Raw genomic sequence first — 23,623 nt, forward strand, 5'->3', positions numbered from 1 at the left:
TCATTCAGTGTTGGAGTACCTTCTCCGAATATGGAGGTACTGCTGCACCAGATCGACGCGTTCGCGGACGCACCGTTCTCGGGCAACCCAGCCGCGGTGATGCCGCTCTCATCGTGGCTCCCGGATTCGTTGCTGCAACACCTGGCCGAGGAGAACAACCTCGCCGAAACCGCCTTCTACACCGCGGAATTACCGCCGGAGGCCGGTGCGCCGCCCGGGGATTGGCCCGCGTTCCACCTGCGCTGGTTCACCCCGGCGGTGGAGGTCGACATGTGCGGGCACGCCACCGTGGCCAGTGCCGCACAGATTTTGGAGGACATGCACCCCGGCGCGGACCGGGTGAGCTTCTTCACCCGCAGCGGCTGGCTGCACGTGGACCGCACCGACGACGACGAATTCGTGCTCGACCTGCCCGCGGTGCCCGCCACCGAGGTGACCCCCGATGTGGTGCTGGTCGCCGCGCTCGGCGTCCAGGCGGTACGCGCCTACACCGGCACCGACGTGGTCATCATGGTGGCCAGCGAACAGGAAGTCCGCGACGCCGCACCGATTTTCACCGCCTTCCCGCCGTTGCCGCGCGGCGCGATCGTCACCGCGCGCGGCGAGACCGCCGACTTCGTCTCACGCTTCTTCGCCCCCGGCGTCGGCGTGCCGGAGGATCCGGTCACCGGATCGGCGCACGCCCAACTGGTTCCGCTGTGGGCCCGGGAACTCGGCCGCACCGAACTCACCGCCCGCCAGCTCTCCCGGCGCGGCGGCAGCCTGCGCTGCGAGCTCGTCGGCGACCGGGTACTGCTCGTCGGCCGGTGCCGCCGCTACCTGGACGGCGTTGTGCAGCTACCGGACTGACCCGAACCCCGCGACTCGCCCGGTCTGCCACCGGGTCTCATATCCCGACCCGGCGCCACCGAAATGTGGTCGCGCCGTGGCCGAGTCGCGCTTCGTCACCGCGGCGCACACGAAACACTGCGCGGCGCGGTGATGTCCGGCCTCCGCCGGGATGGAGCGGGGATGAGTCATCCCGGCGGAGGTCGGTTCCGTTCCACGAACACGCGCCTCAAGATCCTTCGAGGGGGAAGAGGATGGGGCTCAGTAGGTACTGGGCGCGATCGGGGGTCTGCTCGTTGGCGATTTTCGGGAGGATCGCCGCGCGCATGCCCGCGATCAGGTCGAGCACCTCGTCGTCGCTGAGCCAGATCGCGTGCTGACGGTAGCCGACGGCGTGGCGGGTCGGGTCGGCCTCGGGACGTTCCAGGTAGGCGTTGAACTCGGCGAGCAGGGTGGCCATCGCGATGGCGAAGACCCGGCGGTGATCCTCCAGCGTGAGCGATTCGGCGGTGTCGGTGTCGATCACCGCGCGGTCGCCGCGCAACCGGTAGTGCCGCTCGTGCACGCCCCGAATCCGTTGTTCCTCAGCTACTTCCATGATGCCGCCGGCGGCGAGTAGTTCGACGTGCCGGTACACGGTGGCCTTGGAGACATCGGGCAGCCGTTCGCACAGCTGCGCGGTGGTCAGTGTCCGGTCACCGCGCAGTGCGTGCACCAGTCGCAAGCGCACCGGATGGGCGAGCAGTTCCACGGAGTCCATGGGCTTATGTTCTCATATCTGATAACGTTCTCAAACATGAGAACGGAAGAGATGGATCATGCCGAACCCACCTGGTCCGCCCCGGACTACGCCGACTCCAGCAGGTTCGACGAGTACGACATCACCCTTGGTGCAGGCGACCGTGCGGTGCCAGGCACGGTGACCATGCCGCACGGCGACGGAGCCCGAGTCGGCGTTGTGTTGCTCAGCGGTGGTGGGCCGTTCGATCGGGACTGCACGTTCGGGCCGAACAAGCCGCTGCGTGATCTCGCGTGGGGCCTGGCAAGTCGCGGTGTCGCGGTGCTGCGTTTCGACAAGATCACCTACGTTCGTCCCGAGGTGACGAAGGAGCCCGACTTCACCATGACCGACGAATATGTGCCGCACGCCGTCGCCGCGATCGGGCTGCTGCAACGGACGCGGAATGTCGATCCGGCAAGGGTTTTCGTCGTCGGCCACAGCATGGGCGGCAAGGTGGCACCGCGCGTCGCGGCTGCCGAACCGTCCGTCGCTGGGCTGGTGCTGCTGGCGGCCGACGCCGAACCGATGCACCGCGCGTCCGTTCGTGTGCTGACCTATATGGCATCGGTGGCGCCGAGCGCGGAGACCGATGCTTTGGTAGCTACCTTCACCCGAGCGGCAGCTGTGGTGGACAGCCCGGACCTGTCTCGCGAAACCCCCTCCGCCGACCTGCCTTTCGGCATGGGTGGTGCCTACTGGCTGGACATGCGCGGCTACGACCAGGTCGCTGCCGCCGCGGCGCTGCCGCAGCCCATGCTCGTCCTGCAGGGCGAGCGCGACTATCAGGTAACCGTGGCCGACGATCTTGCCCGCTGGCAAGCGGGCCTCGAATCCCGCGCCGACACAATGTTCCGCGTATATCCCGCGGACAACCACATGTTCTTCCCCGGTACCGGTCCATCGACTCCCGCCGACTACGCGCCGCCGCAACACGTAGACCCGCACGTCATCACCGACATCGCCGATTGGCTCGCGCAGCACTGACGAAACGACAGCCCAGGCTCGGCGCCGCGCATCATTACCCGACTCGCGCACGAATCATGCAGCAAATCGCACGCGCGGCGGGCCGAACTGATGCGTGAGGTCAATGGCCGCTCGGTGCGGTCCACGTTGTCGACGGTCCGCGCGTGGTTACTGGTCGGGCACCGGGCCGTCGTCAGGGCCGGGCTGGACGACATCCACTTGATCGGGCAGCAGCGGCACTACGCCGAATCGGTCGGCTACCGCGTCGGACGGCAGGGCTTGTACCGCGCGGATTCCGTTTTGCGCGGCGAGGTTTCGGAGACCATCGAGTGGTCCGCGCAGCACAAGGCCGACGGTGCAGGCGCAACCGGAGCGCAGGCGAGCGGCGGCGAGGGCGTTGATGCTGGCGGCGCGCTGGTCGGCGACGGTGCGGGGGAGCAGCCAGGCCGCCGACTCGGCGGAGCTGACAGCCGCCTCGTCCCCCTGCGGGACTGGGACGGCGACCAGCGGGGTTTGCACGCGAGGGATCGAAACCTGGTACAGCACTTGCGATATCCGCATGCCGCCGCTGTGCCGCGGAATCTGTTCCGGCACCAGTGGTTCGGTGAACGAGACCAAGGCCCAGTGGTCGGCGATGTCCGTGCCCTCCAGCGAAGCCTGTGCGCGGGCAAGGTAATCCGTGACCTGCTCGCCTTGCTCGGGGCCGAGCCGATCGGTGGATACGCCATCCTTGCGGGGCGGGTTCAGCACACCGAGCAGCACGATGAACAAGACGAGCGCGACGGCCGCCGCCGCGAGGGCGAGTCGGCCCAGCGGCAGCGTCCGCCGGTCAGGCATTGCGCAGGACGTCCAAGGCGTGCTTCAGATCGTCCGGGTACTCGCTGGTGATCTCCAGCCAGCGCCCGTCGGCCGGATGATTGAAGCCGAGCGAACGGGCATGCAGCCATTGCCTTTCCAGGCCGAGGCGCTCGGCGAGGCGCGGGTCCGCGCCGTAGGTGAGGTCACCGCAGCATGGGTGCCGGATCGCGGAGAAATGCACCCGGATCTGGTGGGTGCGGCCGGTTTCCAGGTGGATGTCGAGCAGGCTCGCCGCCTGGAAGGCCTCGACGGTGTCGTAGTGCGTGATGCTCGGGCGCCCGTCCGCGGTGACCGCGAACTTCCAGTCGTTGCCGCGGGCCCGCCCGATCGGGGCGTCGATGGTGCCACTGCTCGGGTCCGGATGTCCCTGCACCAGAGCGTGATACCGCTTGGCCACGGTGCGCTGCTTGAACGCGCGCTTGAGCACCGTGTACGCGTGCTCGGACTGCGCGACCACCATCACGCCGGAGGTGCCGACGTCGAGCCGGTGCACGATGCCCTGCCGTTCGTGCGCGCCGGAGGTGGAGATGCGGTAGCCGGCCGCGGCCAGCCCGCCGATCACGGTCGGCCCGCTCCAGCCGACGCCGGTGTGCGCCGCGACGCCGACCGGCTTGTCCACCGCGACGATGTCGTCGTCGGCGTAGAGGATCCGCATCCCCTCCACCGGCGCGACCTCGATCGAGAGCTCCCGCTTGGGTTCCGGGAAGATCACCTCGAGCCAGGCGCCCGCGGCGAGCCGGTCGGATTTGCCCGCGGCGACGCCGTCGAGCTGCACGGAGCCTTCCTCGGCCAGCGCCGCGACGGCGGTACGGGACAGGCCGAGCAGCCGGGACAGGCCCGCGTCGACCCGCATGCCGTCGAGCCCGTCGGGAACGGGCATGGTCCGTGTTTCCCTCATGCCGTGTTTCCTTCGCTGGTCTTGTTCGCGGTGGTGTCGGCGGTGGCGGTGGCGGTGTCGGGCTCGTCGCGCCCGGTGCGCGTCCCGTTCGGCTCGAAACCGAACACGGTCAACACCACCAGCAGGATCGCGCCGCAGACGATCGACGAGTCCGCCACGTTGAACACCGGCCACCAGCCGATCGCGAGAAAATCGACCACATGCCCCTGCAACGGCCCCGGCGCCCGGAACAGCCGATCGACCAGATTGCCGAGCGCGCCGCCGAGCACCATGCCGAGGCCGATCGCCCACCACAGCGACCGCAGCGTGCGCCCGATGCGCACGACGCCGATCACCACGGCCGTGGCGACCAAGGTCAGCAGCCAGGTCATGCCGGTCGCCATCGAGAAGGCTGCTCCGGGGTTGCGCACCAGGCTCAGCCTTGCCCAGTCACCGATGAGCGAGACCGGCTCGCCCGGCTTCAGGTTCGCCACCACGAGGCATTTGGTCAGCAGATCCAGGCCGAGCAGGATGACCGCGATGACGAGTAAGGTCCGCAGCCGCTGGGGCGGAGTCGCTGGATTCGCCTCCTCGGCGGTGTTCGCTGGGTTCTCCTCGGGCGGCGGGTCGTCACTCACACGCACCATCATCGCTCGAGCTATCCGACACCTTGTGCAGTGGTCACCCGCAAGACCCAGCTGACACTCAGGAACCGGTCGTACCCTGATGCTCGTGACGGTGTTGTCTTCCCCCCATATCCCGCGCTTCGCGCGGTCGGGTGTGTTGCTGATAGTGCTGGCGGTCGGCCTGACCGCGTTCGGAACCGGTTGCAGCGGTGGCGCTGAGTCGCGCTCGGAGCCGGAGAGCACCGAGCCCCTCGGCATCGGCAAAGAAGTGTCCGTGCCGATCCCGGCCGCGATCACCAATGTCGTGGCACCGGGGGCCGAGCCGCGCTCGTTGCTGCGCCGTGACTACCCGGCGGGCACCGTGCAGCGGGTGACGCTGCATACCTCGCACCGGATCGCGCAGCAGATCAACGATCAACCCGCGCGCGACTTCTCCGCGCCCGCCCTGTCGATCCCGATGACGGCGCAGACCGACGCCGAGGGCATCGATCTCACCCTGGGCACCGTCACCACGCCCGATCCGGCGCTGGCCAAGGCGCTCACCAAGACCGGCGGTTCGCACGCCGGATTCGACCTCAGCGACCTCGGCGCCATCACCGCGCTGCGGCTCGAACCGTCGCCCGACACCTCCAACCCGGCGCGAGCCGCGCTGGAACAAGCCTTCTATCAGGCGGTCTACCGCTCGATCGCGTTTCCCGATCAGCCGGTCGGCGAGGGCGCGGTCTGGACGGTGCGGCAGGAGATCAGCGGCGGGGTCACCCTCGACCAGGTCACCACGGCGACGCTGACCAAGCGCGACGGTGACCGGCTGACCATCGAGCTCGATGTCATCCAGCAGCCGAAGTCGGCGGTGTGGAACCTGCCCAACAACGCGGGCAAGCTCGATATCCAGGACTACGTCATGCAGGGCACCGGCACGATCACCGTCGATCTCGGACTGCCACTGCCGGTCGCGGGCACGATCACCGTCGGCGGTCATCAGGGCTATCGCGACCCGCGCACCGAGAGTGTGTTGCAGCAGACGATCGATACGCAGGTGTCGTGGACCGAGTGACCCGCGGCTGCGGCCTGCTGCTCGTCGCCGCGACCGCCGCGCTCGTCGCGGCGTGCGGATCGTCGAAGTCGGCCGCGCCGCAGACGCCGGACTTGCCGCCGCTGGGTCCGGTCACGGCCGCCGCGCCGGTGACCGGTGCGCCGATCGCGGATGCCGATCGGCTGCGTGATCAGCTGCTGACCAGCAAGAATCTGCCGCCGAACTTCACCGCGCTGCCCACCAGGGCCGAGGCGCCCGCCGGGGTGCAGGGCTCGCCGACCGATCCGGCGGAATGCGCGAAGGTGCTCACACCACTGGGTGCGCAGCGGCCGGGCGCGCTCGCTCAGGCGTCTATTCAATATGCAGGCCCGAATTTCTCCAGCATCGATATCGACGCGGCGAGTTTTCCGAATGCAGCTCTAGCGCCCGCGTTTTCGGACGTGCAGGCGTTGTTGCGCCGGTGCGCCCACTATTCCGGTGCGGATGCCACGGATATAGCGGTGGATTACCGGATCGGTGGTTTTCCGCCACCGCAGGGCGGTGACGCGGTCACTGCCTTTCAGGTGCGTACCAGCAGCGATGGGTTGACGCTGCATTCGGCGGTCGCGATCGTGCAGGTCGGCAGCACCTTGGCACAGGTTGCGGTGACCGCGCCGGAACCTGTCGAGCCGGGGGTGCTCAGCGATCTCACCGCCGCGCAGGTGCGCAGGCTACAGGGTGTTTCGGGGCCTTGATCAGGGCGGATTCGCCGTGAGGCAGGGTGTCGCGGAGCTAGGCTCGACAGGTCCGACACACCGCCTCGACGGAGGTTTCTCATGTCTGATGTCAAGCCAGTGCCCGACGGCTACCCAGTGTTGTCGCCGGGCCTCGCGATCGACGGCGCCGCGGCCGCGATCGATTTCTACAAGCACGTTTTCGGCGCATCGGAGCGGATGCGCATGCCGGGGCCGGACGGCAAGGTCGCGCATTGCGAGCTGATGTTCGGTAATTCGCTCGTCATGATCGGCGACCCGTCCGAGGAGATGGATTTCCGGGACCCGAAGCAGGTCGGCGGCACGCCCGTCAATCTGCATGTCTACGTCGAGGACGCCGATGCCGCCTTCGGCGCCGCGATCGCCGCGGGCGCCAGGGAACTCAGCCCGATGGCCGACCAGTTCTACGGCGACCGCAGCGGCGCCTTCGAGGATCCGTGGGGCCACCGCTGGACCGTGGCCACGCACATCGAAGACGTCGCACCCGAGGAGATGGATCGGCGGATGCGGGAGTTGTTCGGCTAGCCCGAAATTACTGAATCACCGACTACCCGAACAGGTTTCGCGGCCAGCGGCTTGACAGCGGGTCCGTTGGAGACCGAGCCGTCCAAACGGTACTTGCTGCCGTGGCAGGTGCAGTTGATGGTGCCGCCGGACACCGAGGCGACCTTGCAGCCGGCATGTGTGCAGACCGAGGACAGGCCGACGAAGCTGCCTGCGCTCGGCTGGGTCACCACGGTGTCGCCGACGATCACGCCCCCGCCAACGGGGATGTCGGCGGTCTTGGCGAGCGTGTTGCCGGCGGATTGACCCGGGCCCGCCGGTGTTTCTTTCGGTGCGGGAGTGGCGTTTTCCCTGCCGGAGGTGGTGCATGCGGTCAGCGCCGCCGCTGCGACCACCGCGCCTGCGGTGACTACGCCGCGTCGGGTGAAAGCCGATTCGTCGGTGGACATGGTCGATCTCCTCGATGTGCTGCCGTCGTCGGACGGCCGGGGAGCGATTCCGCAACTGTGGGCTGTGCCGCTCCTCGCCTTATCCACGGGATGGGGGACCCAACGGTTCAACCGGGCATGCGCGGCTGGCCTGTGGCGTTCGGGATGAACGCGTCGGGTCGGCCACAACGGGGGATCGCGGCGAAGTCGGACATCGCGCGGCGGCCAGCGGCCCTCGCGCCGGTGATCCACTCTGCTCGCGGTGGACCGCGACGTTCAGTCGCTCCAGCTAGCCACGGGCCGGTGCCACGTTGGCTTTCGCGGCCAGGTTGCGGGCAGCCTGGACGGTCAGGGCCGAGCCCGCGGTGAAGGCTGCCTCGAAGGCGGTTTCGCCTAGGGCGGCACGAGTGATCGCGGTGGGGCGGTCGATGTCCGGGCGTTCAGCGGGGAGAACGGGGATGCCGTTGTCCGCACGCACGGTGTGGGCGGCACCGAGAAGCTGGGCGGCGGTGTCGAATTCACCGAGGGCCGCCGCGGCTGATCCGAGTGCGGCCAGTGCGAACGTGGTGTCGCGCGGGGCCTCGATGCGCTGGGCGCCGTCGAGGGCCATCAGGTGCATGGCGAGGGCGGCGGATGGGTCACCGTGGTGTTCGAGGAGGTAGCCCAGCTCGACCTGGAGCATGGGCACGAACAGCGGTGTCTCCTCGCCGTCGGCCGGGGCGGTGGCGAGGATTTCGCGCAGAATGTGTTCGGCGACATCGGGTTTGCCGTTGCGGCGGGCGGTATAAGCGAGGACGACGGAGGCGAAGAGACGACCGGGCGCGTAACCGTGTTCGGTGGCGATCCGCACGGCCTGCTCGGCGAGGACTTCAGCGCGATCGAACTCGGTGTGCTGCATGGCGATCCAGCCGAGCCAGCAGAGATGGGTGCAGACCTGACCCCACAGCTCCAGCTCCTGTGCCAAACCCAGGGCCTCGGTGTGGATGTCTGTTGCGCCGGGCAGGTCACCGGTCAGTTCGGCGAGGCCGCCGAGCCACTCGGCGGCTTGCAGCCTGCCCCAGCGGTCATCGATCTCGGCGAACAGCCGGGCGGCGGCGCGGGCGTGCTGTTCGAGCGCGGTCAGGTCGGCGCGGCTGTGTGCGGCTTTCGCCAGGCAGACCTGGCCGAACGCGACGGCCCAGCGGTCACCGAGCTGCTCGCAGACCGGAAGTGCCTGGTGCACCAGGGCTTCCAGCTCGGGGATGTCGCCGGATTCGAGAGCGGAGAAGGCGAGGAACAGGTCGGCGCGCGTCCGGCCCGCCGGATCATCGACGGTGTCGTACATGGCCGCGATTTCGCGCCGCCTGGCCGCGCCGTCGGCGAATTCACCCTGCTGGAAGGTGAACCCGACCCGCCAGGCGAGTGCGGACGCGCGTTGTCGTGCCGAACCGCCCAGCGCCAGCGCGCTGTCGAACCAGCGCCGGGCTTCGGTCAACCGCCCGCGTAGCAGCCAATGCCAGGCGAGTGCGCTGACCAGCCGCAAGGCCTCGTCGGCGGCGCCTGCCCGAACGAATCCGGCTAATGCCGCACGCAGATTCGCGGCCTCGGCGTCCAATCGACGTAACCATCGTTGCTGATCTGCGCCGTGCAGCTCGGGTGCCGCCTGCTCGGCCAGTGTCAGGTAGTACCGATGGTGCGCCCGATGCACCGCATCGAACTCGCCGGCCTCGGCCAGCCGATCGAGGCTGAACGCCGCGACCGACTCCAGCAGTCGATAACGCCGGCCCGTGGCCTGCACGAGTGACCGGTCCACCAGCCGGGCAACGACATCGGCGATGGTGGATTCATCGAGCGGCGCATGGTCGGGCGTGGGCTGAGCGTGCGGACTCGTGCCGGAGCGCTGCCCGGCGGGCAGGACTGCCTGGTTGGCCTCCTCGAACCAACCTGTGGCGCAAACAATTTCGGCAGCATCGAGCGTGCACCCACCCGCATGCACCGCCAACCGCCGCAACACCGCCTGCTCGGTCGCGTCGAGCAGCTCCCAACTCCAGTCGATCATCGCCGTGAGCGTCTGCTGTCGCGGCGGCGCACCACGGTGCCCGGTAGCGAGCAGGCGGAACCTGTCATCGAGGCGGGCGACCATCTCGTGGACACCGAGCGCACGCACCCGGGTCGCCGCAAGTTCCAGGGCCAGCGGGATGCCGTCGAGCCTGCGGCACAGCGTCGCGATCGGTTCGGCGGTGTCGGCGTCGAGAACGAAATCACGGGCGCTCGCCCGGGCCCGGGCGACGAAAAGCTGTACCGCGCTGGTTTGTTCGAGGTCGGCGACGTCGGCGTGCGATGCGGGTACCGCGAGTGGCTCGACCGCGACGACGTCCTCGCCGGGCAGGCGCAGTTGCTCTTGGCTGGTGGCCAGGATGTGCAGGTTCGGCGCCGCGCCGAGCAGCAGTTCGGCGAGATCGGCGGCGTGCTCCACCACGTGTTCGCAGTTGTCCAGCACCAGCAGTAGTTCCTGCTCGGCGAGCACCTCGCACAGCAGCTCGACCGGGTCGGCGCCGTCGCTTGCGCGGATGCCGAGCACCTGGGATACCGCGTCGACGAGGAAGGTGGCGCCGTCGGCCGCGGCCGGCTGTAGCGGCGCCAACTCGACCAGCCAAGTGCCGTGCGGGAATCGGTCGGTGAGCGCGGTCGCCGCGGCCAGCGCGAGCCGGGTTTTGCCGACCCCGCCGGGACCGGTCAGCGTGACGAGCCGGGTATCGGCGACGACGCGCCGCAGCTCGGCGAGGTCTGTTGCACGGCCGATGAGCTCCGTGCGCTGGGCGGGGATGTTGGAACTGCGCCGCCGCAGCACCGTTTCCGGCCGTGGCGCGGCGAGCTCGAGGTCCTGGCCGAGGATCGAGCGTTGCAGCGCAACCAATTCCGGGCTCGGGTCGAGACCGAGTTCGTCGGCCAGTTGCCTGCGCAGGTCCTCGTAGCTGTCGAGTGCCTCGGCCTGTCGTCCCGCACCGTACAGCGCCCGGAGCTGAGCGCCGCGAAGTCGTTCGCGCAGTGGATGTTCGGTGACTATGGTGGCGAGTTCGCTAGCGACGTCGCGGTATTCGCCGAGTGACAGGCGCGTCTCGGCCAGTTCTTCCACCGCGACGAGCCGCTGCTCCTCCAGTTGCGCGATGGCGGGTTGCGCGAAGGCGGCGTCGCGGAAGTCCGCGAACGCCGGTCCGCGCCACAGCCCGAGCGCCTCGCTCAGTGCCTCGGCTCTGGCACTCGGTTCGGACGTCTCGCGGGCGGTCGCCACCAGCGTGCGGAAGCGCAATGCGTCGAGCTCGGTGCAGGCGAGCCGGTAGCCCGGCGGCGGCGAGACCACCAGGTGGCGGGCGCCCGGCTCGGCGTCCTCCAGTGCCCGGCGCAGCTGGGAGGCCTTGGCGGCCAGGGTGCCCGCCGGATTGCCAGGCGGTTCGTCGGCCCAGATGTCGTCGATGAGCCGATCACCGGACACCGGTTGTCCGGCATTGACCAGGAGGTCCGCCAGCAGGGCGCGCACCTTGGTGCCGGGGATGGGCACGGGTGTGCCGGAATCCGTCCAGACCGCCAACGGACCGAGCACACCGAAACGCATACGAGGCAGCTTAGCGACGGTGTTGTCCAGCGGAATCACACCGTAAACAAACCGGAAGGTGGCCCCGGCAGAGTTGCTGACAACACGGAAACAACACACCGAAAAGAGCCCGACATGAAACTCTCCACCGTCTTCGCCGCCGCCATCGCCGCGACCGCCCTGCTGACCGGCTGCGGCACCGCCGACGCCCCGGCCGAGGCCGCCAAGCCCGGCGCCTACGCCGACGTGAACGGTCTGCACATGTACTACGAGGTGCACGGCACGCCGACCGAGCAGCCGCCGCTGGTGCTGCTGCACGGCGCGCTGTCCGGCATCGGCACCGACTTCGGCCAGCTTATCCCGGAGCTGTCCAAGACCCGCCAGGTGATCGCTGTCGAACAGCAGGCGCACGGCCGCACCGCCGACATCGACCGCCCGCTACGCACGCCGCAGATGGCCGAGGACACCGTGGCACTGTTGCGCACACTCGGCGTCCAGCGCGCCGATATCCTCGGCTACAGCATGGGTGCCGGTGTCGCCCTGCAGATTTCGCTCATCCACCCGGAATTGGTGCGTAAGCAGATCCTGGCAGCCGGCGGTCTCGACGCCGGTGCGATGCACCCGGGACTGCTGGAGGGGCTCGCCGAGCTGAAGCCTGAACAGCTGCACGGCTCGCCGTTCCACGACGACTATGTGAAGAACGCGCCGCGCCCCGAAGACTTTCCGCGCCTGGTTGCCAGGGTGACCGAACACGATCAGAACGCCAGCCCGGTATTCGCGGCAGAGGCGGTGCGCCAGAGCAAAGCCCCCACGCTGACGGTGATCGGTGACTCCGACATCATCCGGCCCGAGCACGCGGTCGAGATGTTCCGTTTGTTCGGCGGCGGCGTCATGGGCGACAGCCCGGCCGGACTGCCCGACTCGCAGCTGGCCATCCTGCCCGGCACCTCGCACATCACCCTGGTGCACCGGCCGGAACTGCTGCTGCCGATGATCCCGGCCTTCCTCGACGCCCCCGTCAAGGCGACCCGATGACCGGCCGGCTGCGGGTGGCGCTGATCGTCGGCAGCACCCGCGCCGGGCGGTTCGGGCCGACGGTGGCCGACTGGTTCGCCGGTCGGCTCCGCCGCCGCGACCTCGACCTGGACCGCATCGATCTGGCCGACGCCGGCCTGCCCGACCAACTGACCGGCCACGACGAACCGGCCCCCGCCGCCGTGCGCGAACTCGGCGACCGGCTCGCCGCCGCCGACGCCTTCATCGTGGTCACCCCCGAATACAACCGCAGCTTCCCGGCGGCGGTGAAGAACGCCATCGACTGGTTCGACACCGAATGGGCCGCCAAACCCGTCACCGTCGTCGGCTACGGCAGCGACACCGACGGCGGCCACGCCGCCACCCAGCTCCGCCAGATCTTCGGCGAACTCAACGCCGTCCCCATCCGCCGCACCATCACCATCACCAAAACCTGGCAACGCTTCGCCGCCGACGGCACCTGGCCCCGCCGCGACCCCGAACTGGACGCCGCCGTCAACACCCTCCTAGACCAGCTCCTCTGGTGGGCCACCGCCCTCCGCACCGCCCGCACCACAACCCCTTTCGTGCGCTAGGGAACAGCCGAACAGCCGGAACAACTCTGTGGTGGCGTCCGCAGATATGCGCCACCGCTACGGCCGTCGCGAGCGCTACAGTCGTAGCGTGACAGCACTGTCAGCCCAGGACCTCCGCGATCACACCGCAGAGGTCCTGCGCCGCGTTGAAGCGGGTGAAGAGTTCGAAATCTGGAGGGACCACCGTCCGGTAGCGAAGATCATTCCCTTGCCTCGGCGACGACAGTGGATTCCCGCGTCGGAGATAGTTCAGGAATTGGTTCGTCTCGGTCCTGACCCGACCGGCCTCGGCGGGAGTCACAAGAAGCGTTGGGCTACGGACGATCTGACGTAGCGGGGTCGGCGGCGGACCCGGCCCCCCTCAACGCAGTGGTGGTCGGGTCCGCCGTTAGGTGGGTTACCCCATGCCGAACGCATCGGAAACCTCGGATCGATCGGGGGATCTTGTGGGGCGCTGGGGGTTTCGACCTTGCTAGCAGGTTTGGGCTGGTGGGGGCATGCGGTGGGCCAGGAGGAAACGCATCAGGTTGCGTTGGATTTCGATGCCGTGGTCCTGCTGGAGCAGGCCTGCGCCGAGGGCGTGCTCGGCGAGCAGGGGTGTGGTGAATTGGGCCAGTTCGCAGCCGCGGGGGCTGGCGTAGTGCTCGACGGTGAGGGGGATCGGCAGGCCGGGGCCGATGACGAGAACTTGGGTGCTGGTCGGCAGTGCGGGTGCGGAACCGGGATCGGCGAGGTTGTCGGCCGCGAGCCACTGGGCGAGGTTCGTGCGCCCGATGACGATATTGCTGATCTGGTCGAAGAGGGTCTGCAGGAAGAAGGCGGGCATCGGGCGGGCGCGGGGGCCCATCGCGTCGATGATCGCCTGTCCCTCGAGCCTGGCTCGGTACGGCGCGCCCGCCATGGGGGCGATGGCCGCGTACAGGTCGGGGTAGGTGGCGCCGAGGTTGGTGACCGTTGCGCCGCCCGCGGAGTAGCCGCCGAGGTAGACGCGGGCGCGATCGAGCTGGAACTCCTGGATCAACGCGGTGGTGATACCGGCGATGATGGACGGCTCGCCCTGACCGCGCTGCTGGTTCTCGGCCTTGTCCCAGTTCCAGCACTGCTGCCGGTTCGCTGCCTGATCCTGCAACGGGTACGCGAGCACGAAACCCATCTCGTCGGCCACCCGGGTGAGCGAGAAGCCGGACGGCCTGGGGTGGGCGAGCGGATCGTCGCACCCGTGCAGATACACCATCAGCGGCTTGCCCGCGGTCGCACCGGGCGGCACGTGCAGGTAGTAGCAGCGGGTTCCCGCGTCGTTGGTGAAGCAGCGCCGATCGATCTGCGCTTGCGCCCCTGGCGCGCCGACCAGCAGACAGGCGGCGATCAACAGGAGGACGGCGGAGAGGCGAAGCTCGGTGACTCGCACACCGGAAGCCTAACCGCTGGCCGCCTGATCAGGCATGACCCTGATTCCCTTGGCGACGGACCCGTCCCCTCATCGCCATTTCGGGTGGCCGGGTCCGTCGCGGGAGCGGGTGCTACCCGCGGGCGATGGCCTCGAAAACCTTGGGATCGACCAAGGTCGAGGTATCGCCCAGCTCACGCCCCTCGGCGATGTCGCGCAGCAGCCTGCGCATGATCTTGCCGCTGCGCGTTTTGGGCAGCTCAGGGACGAGATGGATCTCACGCGGCCGGGCAATGGGGCTGATCTCCTGCGACACCGCGCGTTTCAGCTCGGTGACGAGCGCGTCGCCGGTGTCTTTGCCCTCGGCGGTCAGGATGACAAAGGCGACGATGGCCTGACCGGTGGTCTCGTCGGTGGCCCCGACGACCGCGGCCTCGGCGACGGCAGGGTGTCCCACGAGCGCGGATTCGATTTCGGCGGTGGAGATCCGGTGGCCGGACACGTTCATCACGTCGTCCACCCGCCCGAGCACCCACAGGTCGCCGTCGGCGTCGAGCTTGGCCCCGTCGCCGGCGAAATACCAACCGTCACCGGCGAATCGGTCCCAGTAGGTCGTCCGGAAGCGCTCCATGTCGCCCCAGATGCCGCGCAGCATCGACGGCCACGGCTGATCGAGCACCAGCAGTCCGGCGGCGCCTCGGCCGAGTTCGGTGCCGTCGTCGTCGACCACCTTCGCCGAGATGCCGGGCAGCGGCGCCATCGCCGCGCCGGGCTTGGTCGCGGTGACGCCGGGCAGCGGCGAGATCATGATGGCGCCGGTCTCGGTCTGCCACCAGGTGTCCACGATCGGAGTCCGGTTGCCGCCGATGACTTCTCGGTACCAGCGCCAGGCTTCGGGGTTGATCGGCTCACCGACACTGCCGAGCAGGCGCAGCGAGGACAGATCGTGCGCGTCGGGGATCTGACGACCCCACTTCATGAAGGTGCGCACCAGGGTGGGCGCCGTGTAATAGATGCTGACGCCGTACTTTTCGATGATCTGGAAGTGCCGGTGCTCGTCGGGCGAGTTGGGCGTGCCCTCGTAGATCACCTGGGTGGCGCGGTTGGACAGTGGTCCGTAGACGATGTAGCTGTGTCCGGTGACCCAGCCGATGTCGGCGGTGCACCAGTAGACGTCTTGTCCCGCTTTGTGATCGAAGACGTTGTGGTGGGTGTAGGACGCCTGGGTCAGATAGCCGCCGGAGGTGTGCAGGATGCCCTTCGGCTTTCCGGTGGTGCCGGAGGTGTAGAGGATGAACAGCGGGTGCTCGGCATCGAAGGCCTGCGCCTCGTGCTCGGGCGAGGCATCGGTGACGGTGTCGTGCCACCACAGGTCGCGACCTTCGGTCCACGGCACCTCGATGTTGGTGCGGCGCACCACGAGAACGTGCTCGACGGTCGACGGCGCACCGCCGAGCGCCTCGTCGACGGCCGCCTTGAGTGGCGCCGCCGTGCCGCGCCGCCATTGCCCATCGGTGGTGATCACCAGCCGTGCCCCGGCGTCGTCCACCCGCTGGCGTAGCGCGGTGGGGGAGAAGCCGGCGAACACCACCGAATGGGTGAGACCGAGCCGGGCGCAGGCCAGCATCGACACGATGGCCTCGGGGACCATAGGCATGTAGATGGCGACCCGATCGCCCGCGCGCAGCCCCAACTCTGTCAAATAGTTTGCCGCCCTGGACACCTCGTCGCGGAGTTCGCCGTAGGTGATATCGCGTGAGTCGCCGGGCTCGCCTTCCCAGTGAATGGCGACCTGGTCACCGTGCCCGTCCAGCACGTGCCGGTCGACGCAGTTGTAAGCGACGTTGAGCTTGCCGCCGACAAACCACTGCGCGACCGGCGCGCCACTCCAGTCCAGAACCTGCGTCCACGGCTGTTCCCAGTACAGCCTGTGCGCCTGCTCGGCCCAGAATTCCAGCCGATCCGCTGCCGCGCGGTCGTAGCGGCCCGCATCGGCGTTGGCCGTCGCAACGAAAGTTTCGCTGGGCGGGTAGGACACCGGTGTGGTGTCGCGGGCATCGGTGGTTGCGCTGGTCACGCGATATCTCCTAACGAGAGCACAAGGGGGACAACGACTATTCGACAGGGGTCAGTGCACCACCGCCCTTTCGGCGCCGACGCCGGTGAGCGAGCGGACCTCCATCTCGGCCGCCTTGGCGGGGTTCTCGTCGGCCTTGCCGAGGAAGGTCCCGATGACGCCGAGCACGAAAGCCAAGGGGATGGAGACGATTCCGGGATTGGACAGCGGGAAGTAGTCGAAATCGAAGTTGGACAGCATCGAGGTCTTCGTGCCCGACACCGCGGGGGAGAACACGATCAGCACGATGGTGGAGATCAAGCCGCCGTACATGCTGAACAGTGCGCCGGTGGTGTTGAACCGCTTCCAGAACAGCGAGTACAGGATGGTCGGCAGGTTCGCCGCCGCGGCCACCGCGAACGCCAGCGCCACCAGGAACGCGATGTTCTGGCCGTTGGCGAGGATGCCGAGGCCGATCGCGAGCACGCCGATGACCACGGCCGTGATCCGGGAGACCCGCACCTGCTTGTCGTCATCGATCTTGCCGTGCTTGATGACTCCGGCGTAGATGTCGTGCGCGAACGAGGTCGCCGCGGTGATGGTGAGGCCCGCGACCACCGCGAGGATGGTGGCGAACGCGACCGCGGAGATGATGCCGAGCAGGATCACGCCGCCGAGTTCGAACGCCAGCAGCGGCGCCGCGGAGTTCTGCCCGCCCGCCGCGGCCAGGATCCGGTCCGGGCCGACGATCGCGGCGGCGCCGTAGCCGAGCACCAGGGTGAACAGGTAGAACGCGCCGATCAGACCGATTGCCCACACAACTGACCGGCGCGCCTCCTTCGCGGTCGGCACGGTGTAGAAGCGCATCAGCACGTGCGGGAGACCCGCGGTGCCGAGCACCAGCGCCAGACCGAGAGACAGGAAGTTGATCTTCGAGGTGGCGCTGCCGCCGTACTGCGCGCCGGGCGCGAGCACGTCACGGGCGGCCACACCCTTGTTCGTCGACTCGGACACGTGCTGCTGCGCCGAACCGAGAATGTCGGACAGGTTGAAGCCGAACTTGGCGAACACCATGACCGTCATCAGCCCGGCGCCGGCGATCAGCAGTACGGCCTTGATGATCTGCACCCAGGTGGTGCCCTTCATGCCACCGACCAGCACGTACACGATCATCAGCACGCCGACCACGGCGATGACGACGGCCTGGCCGGTCTTGTCGGAGATGTCGAGCAGCAGCGCCACCAGGCCACCGGCGCCGGCCATCTGCGCGAGCAGATAGAACAGCGACACCGCCAGGGTGGTCAACGCCGCGGCGGTACGCACCGGGCCCTGCTTGAGCCGGAAGCTCAGCACGTCGGCCATGGTGAATTTGCCGGTGTTCCTGAGCATCTCGGCGACCAGCAGCAGGGCGACGAGCCAGGCGACGAGGAACCCGATCGAGTACAGGAATCCGTCGTAGCCGTACACCGCGATGGCGCCCGCGATACCGAGAAAGCTTGCGGCGGAAAGGTAGTCGCCCGCGATGGCAATACCGTTCTGCGGTCCGGAGAAGCCGCGGCCGCCGGTGAAGAAGTCGGCGGCGGTGGCATTGCTGCGGCTGGCCCGGATGACGACGACCATGGTGATCGCGACGAAGACGCCGAAGATCGCGATGTTGGCGACCGGGTTGCCGATGGTGGCAGCGGCGGCGTAGGTGCTGACGTGACTCACGCGTGGCCCCCCTCGAGCTGGTTGCGGATGGCCGCCGCGCGCGGATCCAGTTCCCGGTTGGCGAACCGGACGTAGAGCGCGGTGATGGCGAAGGTGGAGACGAATTGCCCGAGGCCGAGCAGCAATCCGACGTTGATGTTGCCGAAGACCTTCGTCGCCATGAAGTCGTGCGCATACGCGCCGAGCAGCACGTAGCTGAGGTACCACACCAGGAACAGGGCGGTCATCGGAAATACGAAGCGGCGCAGTCGGTTTCGTAACTCTTGAAAGTCCGGGCTGGCTTGTACTTCGACGAATTCGTCTGCACTCGGCGTGCGCCGGGGGGCGCTGCCGTCGAGTTCTGTACTTGTCATGGTCGTCCTAGCTTGTGACATGGCTTACTTGTTCAGCACCGTAGCCAGGCCTTCATGAGGAAAGAATGATGTGGCCTGGGTCACTCCGGGAAGGCGGCCGATTGTGCGGTGAACGGTTGCTCCGATGCGACGAACGGTCGGGCAGGCGCGCCGGCTCAGTTCGAGCGCAGGCTGCGCTCGCGGTCGGCGCCCATGCCGAGCCGCTCGGGGGCGTGCATGCGCACGAAGATGTGGCCGACCCGGCGCGGGCCCGGCCCCCGAGTCACCTTGCTGACCAGCATCATCGCCGCAAACGCCAGCGGGACACTGATCGCCGCGGGATAGCCGAGCAGTGCGGCAGGCCAGCCGCCCGCTACCTCGTCGGACAGCCCGCCGGTCACCGAAACCACCGTCGCCCCACCGGCGGCCAGTCCGCCGGCGATCAGCCCGGCCGCCGCACCCGCCGCGGTGAGGCCGCGCCACCAGATGCCGAGCACCAGCAGCGGGCACAGCGTCGAGGCGGCCACCGCGAACGCGAGACCGACCGTGCGCGACAGGTCCAGCGAGGCCACCGTGAGCGAAAGGGCAAGCGGCACAGCGCCTGCGACCACCGCGGCGGCCCGGAAGTCGCGGATTCGCCCGCGCAGCATGTCGGTGCTCAGCACGCCCGCGATGCTCACCAGCAAGCCCGACGAGGTGGACAGGAACGCCGCGATCGCACCCGCCGCGACCAGTGCGGCCAGCAATTGTCCTGGTAGCCCGGCGACCACCGAGCCGGGCAGCAGCACGACGGCGGCGTCGGAGGTGCCGGTGATCAGCAGCTGTGGCACGTACAGCCGCGCGAAAACCCCTAGCAGCACGGGGAATAGATAGAACAGGCCGACGAGCCCGATCACCGCCAGCGCGGTCGCTCGCGCGGCCCGTCCGTCCGGATTGGTATAGAAGCGCACCAGCACGTGCGGCAAGCCCATGGTGCCCAGGAAGGTCGCGATGATCAACGAATAGACCTGGTACGTCGGATGAGTGCCGCCGAAGCCGCCGCCCGGCTCCAGCCATTCGGCGCCGTTCGCGGGCGCACCGGCTACCACCGGCACTGCGGCTCCGGCCTCCAGTACCAATTCGGTTCCCGCCGACAGTTTGTGCGCGCCAGGGGCCAGCAGCACCTGGCCACCCACTGGCCGGTCGTCGAGCGTCCCGATGATCGAAACCTGTTGCGGCGCAGCGACCTGCACCACCACGGCGGTGCGCACGTCGACCACCGTGCGCTCGGTGACCACCGGGGGAGCGGGCGCACCGAGCTGCTGGTCCGCGGCGAAGAAATGACCGAGCAGCACCAGCGCCGGAATCGCCACCGCGGTCAACTTCAGCCAGTACTGGAACGCCTGCACCAGCGTGATCGACCGCATGCCGCCGCCCGCGACGTTCGCTATCACGATCGAGCCCACCGCCGCCGCGCCCACCCAGTCGGGCACGCCGAGCAGCGTGTGCAAGGTCAACCCGGCGCCCTGGAACTGCGGGATCAGGTACACCGCACACACGAGCACCACGACGAGCGCGGCCAGCCTGCGCAGTCGGACCGAGCCCAAACGGAATTCGGCGAAGTCGGGCACCGTGTAGGCACCTGACCGTCGCAAGGGTGCCGCGACGAACAGCAGCAGCGACAGGTATCCGGCGGTGAAACCCACCGGGTACCACAGCGCGTCCGCGCCGTACTTGGCGATCAGTCCGGCGACGCCGAGAAAGGAAGCGGCCGAGAGGTATTCACCGGAGATGGCCGCCGCGTTCCAGCCGGACCGGACGCTGCGGGAGGCGACGAGGAAGTCGGAGGTGGTGCGCGCCAGGCGAACTCCGTAGGCGCCGATCGCGACGGTGGCGAGGGCGGCGAAGATCAGCGCCAGCATCGTCAGCACCGGCACGGACCCCGCCGTCACCGCACCCCCGTCCGATCGGCCCGGACTCCGTCTGCCGGATGGCTGCTCATGTCAGTCCTCGGCCAGGTCGAGGAAGTCCTGTTCGTTGCGTTCTGCGAGGCGGACGTACAACCGCCCGGCCAGGTACAGCAGCGGGTAGACCGCGACGCCGAGCAGCAGCCAGGGCAGGCGCATGCCGAACACCACGGTCGAGCCGATCGAGCCGATCCCGAAAAGCACAGGGAGCGCGCACAATACGACAATGATGACCAAGCCGAGCCGCAGCGCGAGCCCGAGCTGGGCCCGGATCAGGCCGCCGATCAGTGCCTCACCGATCTCGGTCTGCTCGGCCACCTCCACTCGGGTGCGCACTCGGCGCGCGCCGCGACGCTCGGACAGCACAACGCGCTGCCGGGTCGGCCGGTGCTGCGGTCCGGTCATTGGCCGGTCCACTGCTGCCGGGGGCCGTGCACCAGACGCTGTTTCAGCTCGCGCACCTGTCGGCGGCTGACCGGCAGCTCCACCGCGCCGGCATTGCCGTCGGCGCGCAGGCACACCACCGTCCCGGTGCCGACCGTGCGCAGGCCGGTCACCAGCCGGAGCGCGACCAGGTAGGACCGGTGCACCCGCAGGAATCCCGCGTCCTGCCACCGGGACTCCAACGCGGACAACGGAATCCGCACCAGGTGTGAACCGGCGCTGGTGTGCAGGCGCGCGTAGTCGCCGTCCGCCTCCACCCAGCTGACGCTCGACCGGGGCACCAGCGTGGTCACGCCACCGAGCTCGACCGGGATGACCTCGCTCGGATCGGCCCTGGGTTCGTCGGCGACGGGTGCCGGGGTGCCTCGGGTCGCGGCGATCCGGCGCACCGCCTCGGCGAGCCGCTCCTCGCGCAACGGTTTGAGCAGGTAGTCGACGGCACCGAGATCGAAGGCGGCCACCGCCCGGTCGTCGTGCGCGGTCACGAAGACGACCGCGGGCGGGTTCGCGAACTCCGACAGGATGCCGGCCAGCTCCATTCCGTCCAGACCGGGCATGTTGATATCCAGGAACACCGCGTCGACCGCGTGGGCGCGCAACATCCGCAGCGCGGTGGTCGCGTCGGCCGCGTCGTGGATATCGCCGACGCCGGGCTGGGCGCGCAACAGATACACCAGCTCGTCCAGAGCAGGCTTTTCATCGTCGACGGCCAGCACGCGCAAGGTACCGGCCCCTCTATCGGTGGTCCGGGTCACAACCGCTCCATCGTAAGCAATCGGTGCCGACGCTCGGCCCGATCCCCACCGCACCAGGGTTTCGGCACGGTCGCACCATGGCGGGGCTTCTTGCTGTTTGCCACAACCGTGTGCGACTCCCGCGAGCGCTGGGGATTCAAACGATTCGTCATGCGGGCCGCTGTCCGTGCAGAGGTGCGTTGGGGGTCACGCTTGGATTCCCGCCCGGAACTTGGGCACGCGCAGGGAGACCTTGGTGCCCGCGCCGGGTGCGGTTTCGACGATGAGCCCGTAGTCGTTGCCGAAGGCGGCGCGCAGGCGATCGTCCACATTGGACAGGCCGACGTGCGCCGACTCGCCGGAACCCGCTGGACCACTCCCGGTTTCGATGGCATCGAGGGCGCCGGAGCGCAGCAGCTCCGGATCCATGCCGACACCGTCGTCCTCGACGCTGATCAGGCAGTCGGTGCCCGCGTCGGTGGCGGTGATGCTCACGGTGCCGCCGCGGGTGCCGCCCGCGAGGCCGTGCCGGACCGCGTTCTCCACGAGGGGTTGCAGGGCGAGGAAGGGCAGCACGACGCCGAGGACCTCCGGTGCGATCTGCAAGCGCACGTCGAGCGCGTCGCCGAAGCGGGCGCGTTCGAGGGCGAGGTAGCGCTCGATATTGCGCAGCTCGTCGGCCAGCACGGTGAATTCGCCTGCGGCGCGGAACGAGTAGCGGGTGAAGTCGGCGAATTCGAGGATCAGTTCGCGAGCCCGGTCCGGGTCGGTGCGCACGAACGAGGCGATGGTGTTGAGCGCGTTGTAGATGAAGTGCGGGCTGATCTGAGCCCGCAACGCGCGCACTTCGGCGCGGTCCAGCCGGGCCCGGGAGGCGTCGAGTTCGGCCAATTCGAGCTGGCCGCAGGCGTACCGGGCCACCTCGGCGACCGCACCGAGCCAACCGGGCCCGGGTTGGCCGGTCGTGACCACGCCGATTGCCCCGGCCACCCCGGTGCTGTCGATCAGCAGCGGTTGCGCGATGAGCGTGCGGCCCGCGTGTTCGCCGCTGCCGGGTCCGGCGACCAGCACCGGTCGTTCCCCAGCGACCGCACGCTTGGCCGCATCGGTGAAATGCTCGGCCAGTTCGGCATGTGGGCCGTCCCAGGCGAGCAGCGTGCCGTCCGGGTCGGCCACGCCGAGCGCCTCGGCGCCGGTGAGCATCCGCAGGTGCGGCGCGGACTCCTGCGCCGACTGTTCGGTGAGCCCGCGCCGCAACGGAATCGCGGCGAGGGAGGCGGTGTGCAGCGCGGAGTGCACCGCGCGCTCCGCGGGTGTGGTCACCACCCGGCGGGTTCGGGGCCAGATCACCAGCGCACCGGCGATCAGCGCCGCCGAGACGACGAGGGCGACGACGGTGGTCGTCATCGTGGCCCCGGAAACCGGCACACCGGCAGCGCGTTCATCCGGTGATTATGGCGTTCGAAGGCAAGTGCAGGTCGGAGGTCGGCTCAACCCTCGTAGCGGTCGACCCGGAACTCGCCCGTGCCCGGCTCCGGAATGTGCGCCGCGCCGACCGTCAGCGTGGCGGTGAACTTGCCGGTGCCCGGGCGGAACAGCGCGGAACGGCCGCTGTTGCTCCAATATCCGGGGCCCTGCGCGGTCACCGTGAACGTGCCCGTCTCACCGGTGTCCACGTTGCGCCAGTTCAGCGTGAGCGGCAGGCTGCAACCGCCGACGCCGTACATGGTGGTCGCCACGGTGAAGCCCGCGTGCTCCGGGTAGGCGTTGCTGACGACCGAGGAGCTCACCTGCGCGACGCACAGCCCCTGCGTCAGCGAGTAGAAACTCTCGAACGGGTCGACGATCTGAGCCGCGGCAGGGGCGGCAGTGGCAACCATGACGGCCGCCGCGGCGGCGGGAACAGCGGGAATGGCGAACAGTGCGTTGAGCGACTTCATCAGTACCTCGATGGGTTGGCACACTCGTGTCTGTTGAATGTGCTGTGGCTGTGCCCGCTTTCGAGGGGCGTAACCGCGGTGGGTTGCCATCGATTCTGGGGGCAGCCGGGTTGCGGGCGAGAGCACTCGACACCGATTGGATCGGGCCGAATTTCGCGCGTGCGGGAAACCTCGACCCGCCCCTGCTAGCGGAATTCGGACGCAAGTACGGTAGGTCGGCGAGACGCGCCGGTGATCTTTGCC

The 23,623-nt window shown here is 68.8% G+C and carries 23 protein-coding genes; 8 read left to right on the top strand and 15 right to left on the bottom strand.

Features of this window, described 5'->3' with window-relative positions; translation table 11 throughout:
• The first annotated feature begins 30 nt into the window (after window positions 1-30).
• Window positions 31-849, top strand: a complete 819-nt coding sequence (locus DMB37_RS32280) for a PhzF family phenazine biosynthesis protein (protein WP_135235896.1) — start codon at window positions 31-33, stop codon at window positions 847-849.
• Between the two features lie 208 nt (window positions 850-1,057).
• On the opposite strand, the gene DMB37_RS32285 is transcribed toward DMB37_RS32280, so the two are convergent.
• Window positions 1,058-1,588 carry a helix-turn-helix domain-containing protein gene (locus tag DMB37_RS32285; protein ID WP_135235897.1) on the bottom strand — a complete coding sequence of 177 codons (531 nt, stop codon included), beginning with the start codon at window positions 1,586-1,588 and terminating at the stop codon, window positions 1,058-1,060.
• Between the two features lie 36 nt (window positions 1,589-1,624).
• Here DMB37_RS32285 and DMB37_RS32290 point away from each other — a divergent pair, with 36 nt between their 5' ends.
• Window positions 1,625-2,593, top strand: a complete 969-nt coding sequence (locus DMB37_RS32290; protein WP_206055051.1) for a S9 family peptidase — start codon at window positions 1,625-1,627, stop codon at window positions 2,591-2,593.
• 147 nt (window positions 2,594-2,740) lie between these two features.
• Here DMB37_RS32290 and DMB37_RS32295 read toward each other — a convergent pair whose 3' ends face one another.
• Genes DMB37_RS32295 through lspA form a run of 3 tightly spaced genes read right to left on the bottom strand, consistent with a single transcriptional unit; the run spans window position 2,741 to window position 4,957 of the window.
• On the bottom strand, window positions 2,741-3,409 hold the full coding sequence (locus DMB37_RS32295; RefSeq protein ID WP_135235899.1) for a hypothetical protein: 669 nt from the start codon (window positions 3,407-3,409) through the stop codon (window positions 2,741-2,743).
• On the bottom strand, window positions 3,402-4,328 hold the full coding sequence (locus DMB37_RS32300) for an RluA family pseudouridine synthase (protein WP_107655180.1): 927 nt from the start codon (window positions 4,326-4,328) through the stop codon (window positions 3,402-3,404). The genes DMB37_RS32295 and DMB37_RS32300 overlap by 8 nt, the downstream gene beginning before the upstream one ends.
• Window positions 4,325-4,957, bottom strand: coding sequence for a signal peptidase II (lspA, locus tag DMB37_RS32305; RefSeq protein WP_135235900.1), 633 nt, complete (start codon window positions 4,955-4,957; stop codon window positions 4,325-4,327). The genes DMB37_RS32300 and lspA overlap by 4 nt, the downstream gene beginning before the upstream one ends.
• Before the next feature lie 76 nt (window positions 4,958-5,033).
• Between lspA and DMB37_RS32310 the strand changes: the two genes are divergently transcribed.
• From DMB37_RS32310 to DMB37_RS32320, 3 genes are all read left to right on the top strand, one after another.
• A complete protein-coding gene (locus tag DMB37_RS32310; RefSeq protein ID WP_107655182.1) occupies window positions 5,034-5,987 on the top strand; it encodes a hypothetical protein in 954 nt (317 codons plus the stop codon).
• A complete protein-coding gene (locus DMB37_RS32315) occupies window positions 5,975-6,700 on the top strand; it encodes a hypothetical protein (protein WP_240771753.1) in 726 nt (241 codons plus the stop codon). The genes DMB37_RS32310 and DMB37_RS32315 overlap by 13 nt, the downstream gene beginning before the upstream one ends.
• An 81-nt stretch (window positions 6,701-6,781) precedes the next feature.
• A complete protein-coding gene (locus DMB37_RS32320; RefSeq protein WP_135235901.1) occupies window positions 6,782-7,243 on the top strand; it encodes a VOC family protein in 462 nt (153 codons plus the stop codon).
• On the opposite strand, the gene DMB37_RS32325 is transcribed toward DMB37_RS32320, so the two are convergent.
• Window positions 7,240-7,671, bottom strand: coding sequence for a Rieske (2Fe-2S) protein (locus tag DMB37_RS32325; RefSeq protein ID WP_135235902.1), 432 nt, complete (start codon window positions 7,669-7,671; stop codon window positions 7,240-7,242). The genes DMB37_RS32320 and DMB37_RS32325 overlap by 4 nt on opposite strands.
• Window positions 7,672-7,939: 268 nt before the next feature.
• Entirely contained in the window at window positions 7,940-11,242 is a 3,303-nt protein-coding gene (locus tag DMB37_RS32330) for a BTAD domain-containing putative transcriptional regulator (RefSeq protein ID WP_135235903.1), read from the bottom strand.
• A gap of 114 nt (window positions 11,243-11,356) precedes the next feature.
• On the opposite strand from DMB37_RS32330, the gene DMB37_RS32335 reads away from it, so the two are divergent.
• Genes DMB37_RS32335 through DMB37_RS32345 form a run of 3 tightly spaced genes read left to right on the top strand, consistent with a single transcriptional unit; the run spans window position 11,357 to window position 13,165 of the window.
• The gene (locus DMB37_RS32335) at window positions 11,357-12,256 is read left to right on the top strand and encodes an alpha/beta fold hydrolase (RefSeq protein WP_135235904.1); all 900 of its coding nucleotides are present in this window, start codon (window positions 11,357-11,359) and stop codon (window positions 12,254-12,256) included.
• Window positions 12,253-12,831 carry an NADPH-dependent FMN reductase gene (locus DMB37_RS32340; RefSeq protein WP_135235905.1) on the top strand — a complete coding sequence of 193 codons (579 nt, stop codon included), beginning with the start codon at window positions 12,253-12,255 and terminating at the stop codon, window positions 12,829-12,831. Before DMB37_RS32335 ends, DMB37_RS32340 begins: the two co-directional genes overlap by 4 nt.
• Window positions 12,832-12,877: 46 nt before the next feature.
• Complete coding sequence (locus tag DMB37_RS32345; protein WP_135237952.1) at window positions 12,878-13,165, top strand: type II toxin-antitoxin system Phd/YefM family antitoxin; 288 nt, start codon at window positions 12,878-12,880, stop codon at window positions 13,163-13,165.
• Between the two features lie 138 nt (window positions 13,166-13,303).
• Here the strand turns inward: DMB37_RS32345 and DMB37_RS32350 are convergent, their stop codons facing one another.
• The 9 genes from DMB37_RS32350 to DMB37_RS32390 form a co-directional block, all read right to left on the bottom strand.
• Window positions 13,304-14,239, bottom strand: a complete 936-nt coding sequence (locus DMB37_RS32350; protein WP_135235906.1) for a PHB depolymerase family esterase — start codon at window positions 14,237-14,239, stop codon at window positions 13,304-13,306.
• Between the two features lie 112 nt (window positions 14,240-14,351).
• Window positions 14,352-16,295, bottom strand: coding sequence for an acetate--CoA ligase (acs, locus tag DMB37_RS32355; protein ID WP_135235907.1), 1,944 nt, complete (start codon window positions 16,293-16,295; stop codon window positions 14,352-14,354).
• A 51-nt stretch (window positions 16,296-16,346) separates the two neighbouring features.
• Window positions 16,347-17,984: a cation acetate symporter gene (locus DMB37_RS32360; RefSeq protein ID WP_135235908.1), complete on the bottom strand. Its 1,638-nt coding sequence runs from the start codon at window positions 17,982-17,984 to the stop codon at window positions 16,347-16,349.
• Window positions 17,981-18,337 (bottom strand): DUF485 domain-containing protein, encoded by a 357-nt coding sequence (locus tag DMB37_RS32365; RefSeq protein ID WP_135235909.1) that lies wholly within the window; start codon window positions 18,335-18,337, stop codon window positions 17,981-17,983. The genes DMB37_RS32360 and DMB37_RS32365 overlap by 4 nt, the downstream gene beginning before the upstream one ends.
• A 155-nt stretch (window positions 18,338-18,492) precedes the next feature.
• A complete protein-coding gene (locus tag DMB37_RS32370; protein WP_206055388.1) occupies window positions 18,493-20,217 on the bottom strand; it encodes a cation acetate symporter in 1,725 nt (574 codons plus the stop codon).
• Window positions 20,218-20,298: 81 nt separating this feature from the next.
• A complete protein-coding gene (locus tag DMB37_RS32375) occupies window positions 20,299-20,667 on the bottom strand; it encodes a hypothetical protein (protein WP_135235911.1) in 369 nt (122 codons plus the stop codon).
• Window positions 20,664-21,461, bottom strand: coding sequence for a LytTR family DNA-binding domain-containing protein (locus tag DMB37_RS32380; RefSeq protein WP_135235912.1), 798 nt, complete (start codon window positions 21,459-21,461; stop codon window positions 20,664-20,666). The genes DMB37_RS32375 and DMB37_RS32380 overlap by 4 nt, the downstream gene beginning before the upstream one ends.
• A 186-nt stretch (window positions 21,462-21,647) precedes the next feature.
• A complete protein-coding gene (locus tag DMB37_RS32385; RefSeq protein ID WP_135235913.1) occupies window positions 21,648-22,847 on the bottom strand; it encodes a sensor histidine kinase in 1,200 nt (399 codons plus the stop codon).
• An 83-nt stretch (window positions 22,848-22,930) separates the two neighbouring features.
• The gene (locus DMB37_RS32390) at window positions 22,931-23,380 is read right to left on the bottom strand and encodes a hypothetical protein (protein WP_135235914.1); all 450 of its coding nucleotides are present in this window, start codon (window positions 23,378-23,380) and stop codon (window positions 22,931-22,933) included.
• Between the last annotated feature and the right edge of the window lie 243 nt (window positions 23,381-23,623).

Source organism: Nocardia sp. CS682 (assembly GCF_004634405.1).
Lineage (GTDB): Bacteria > Actinomycetota > Actinomycetes > Mycobacteriales > Mycobacteriaceae > Nocardia > Nocardia ninae.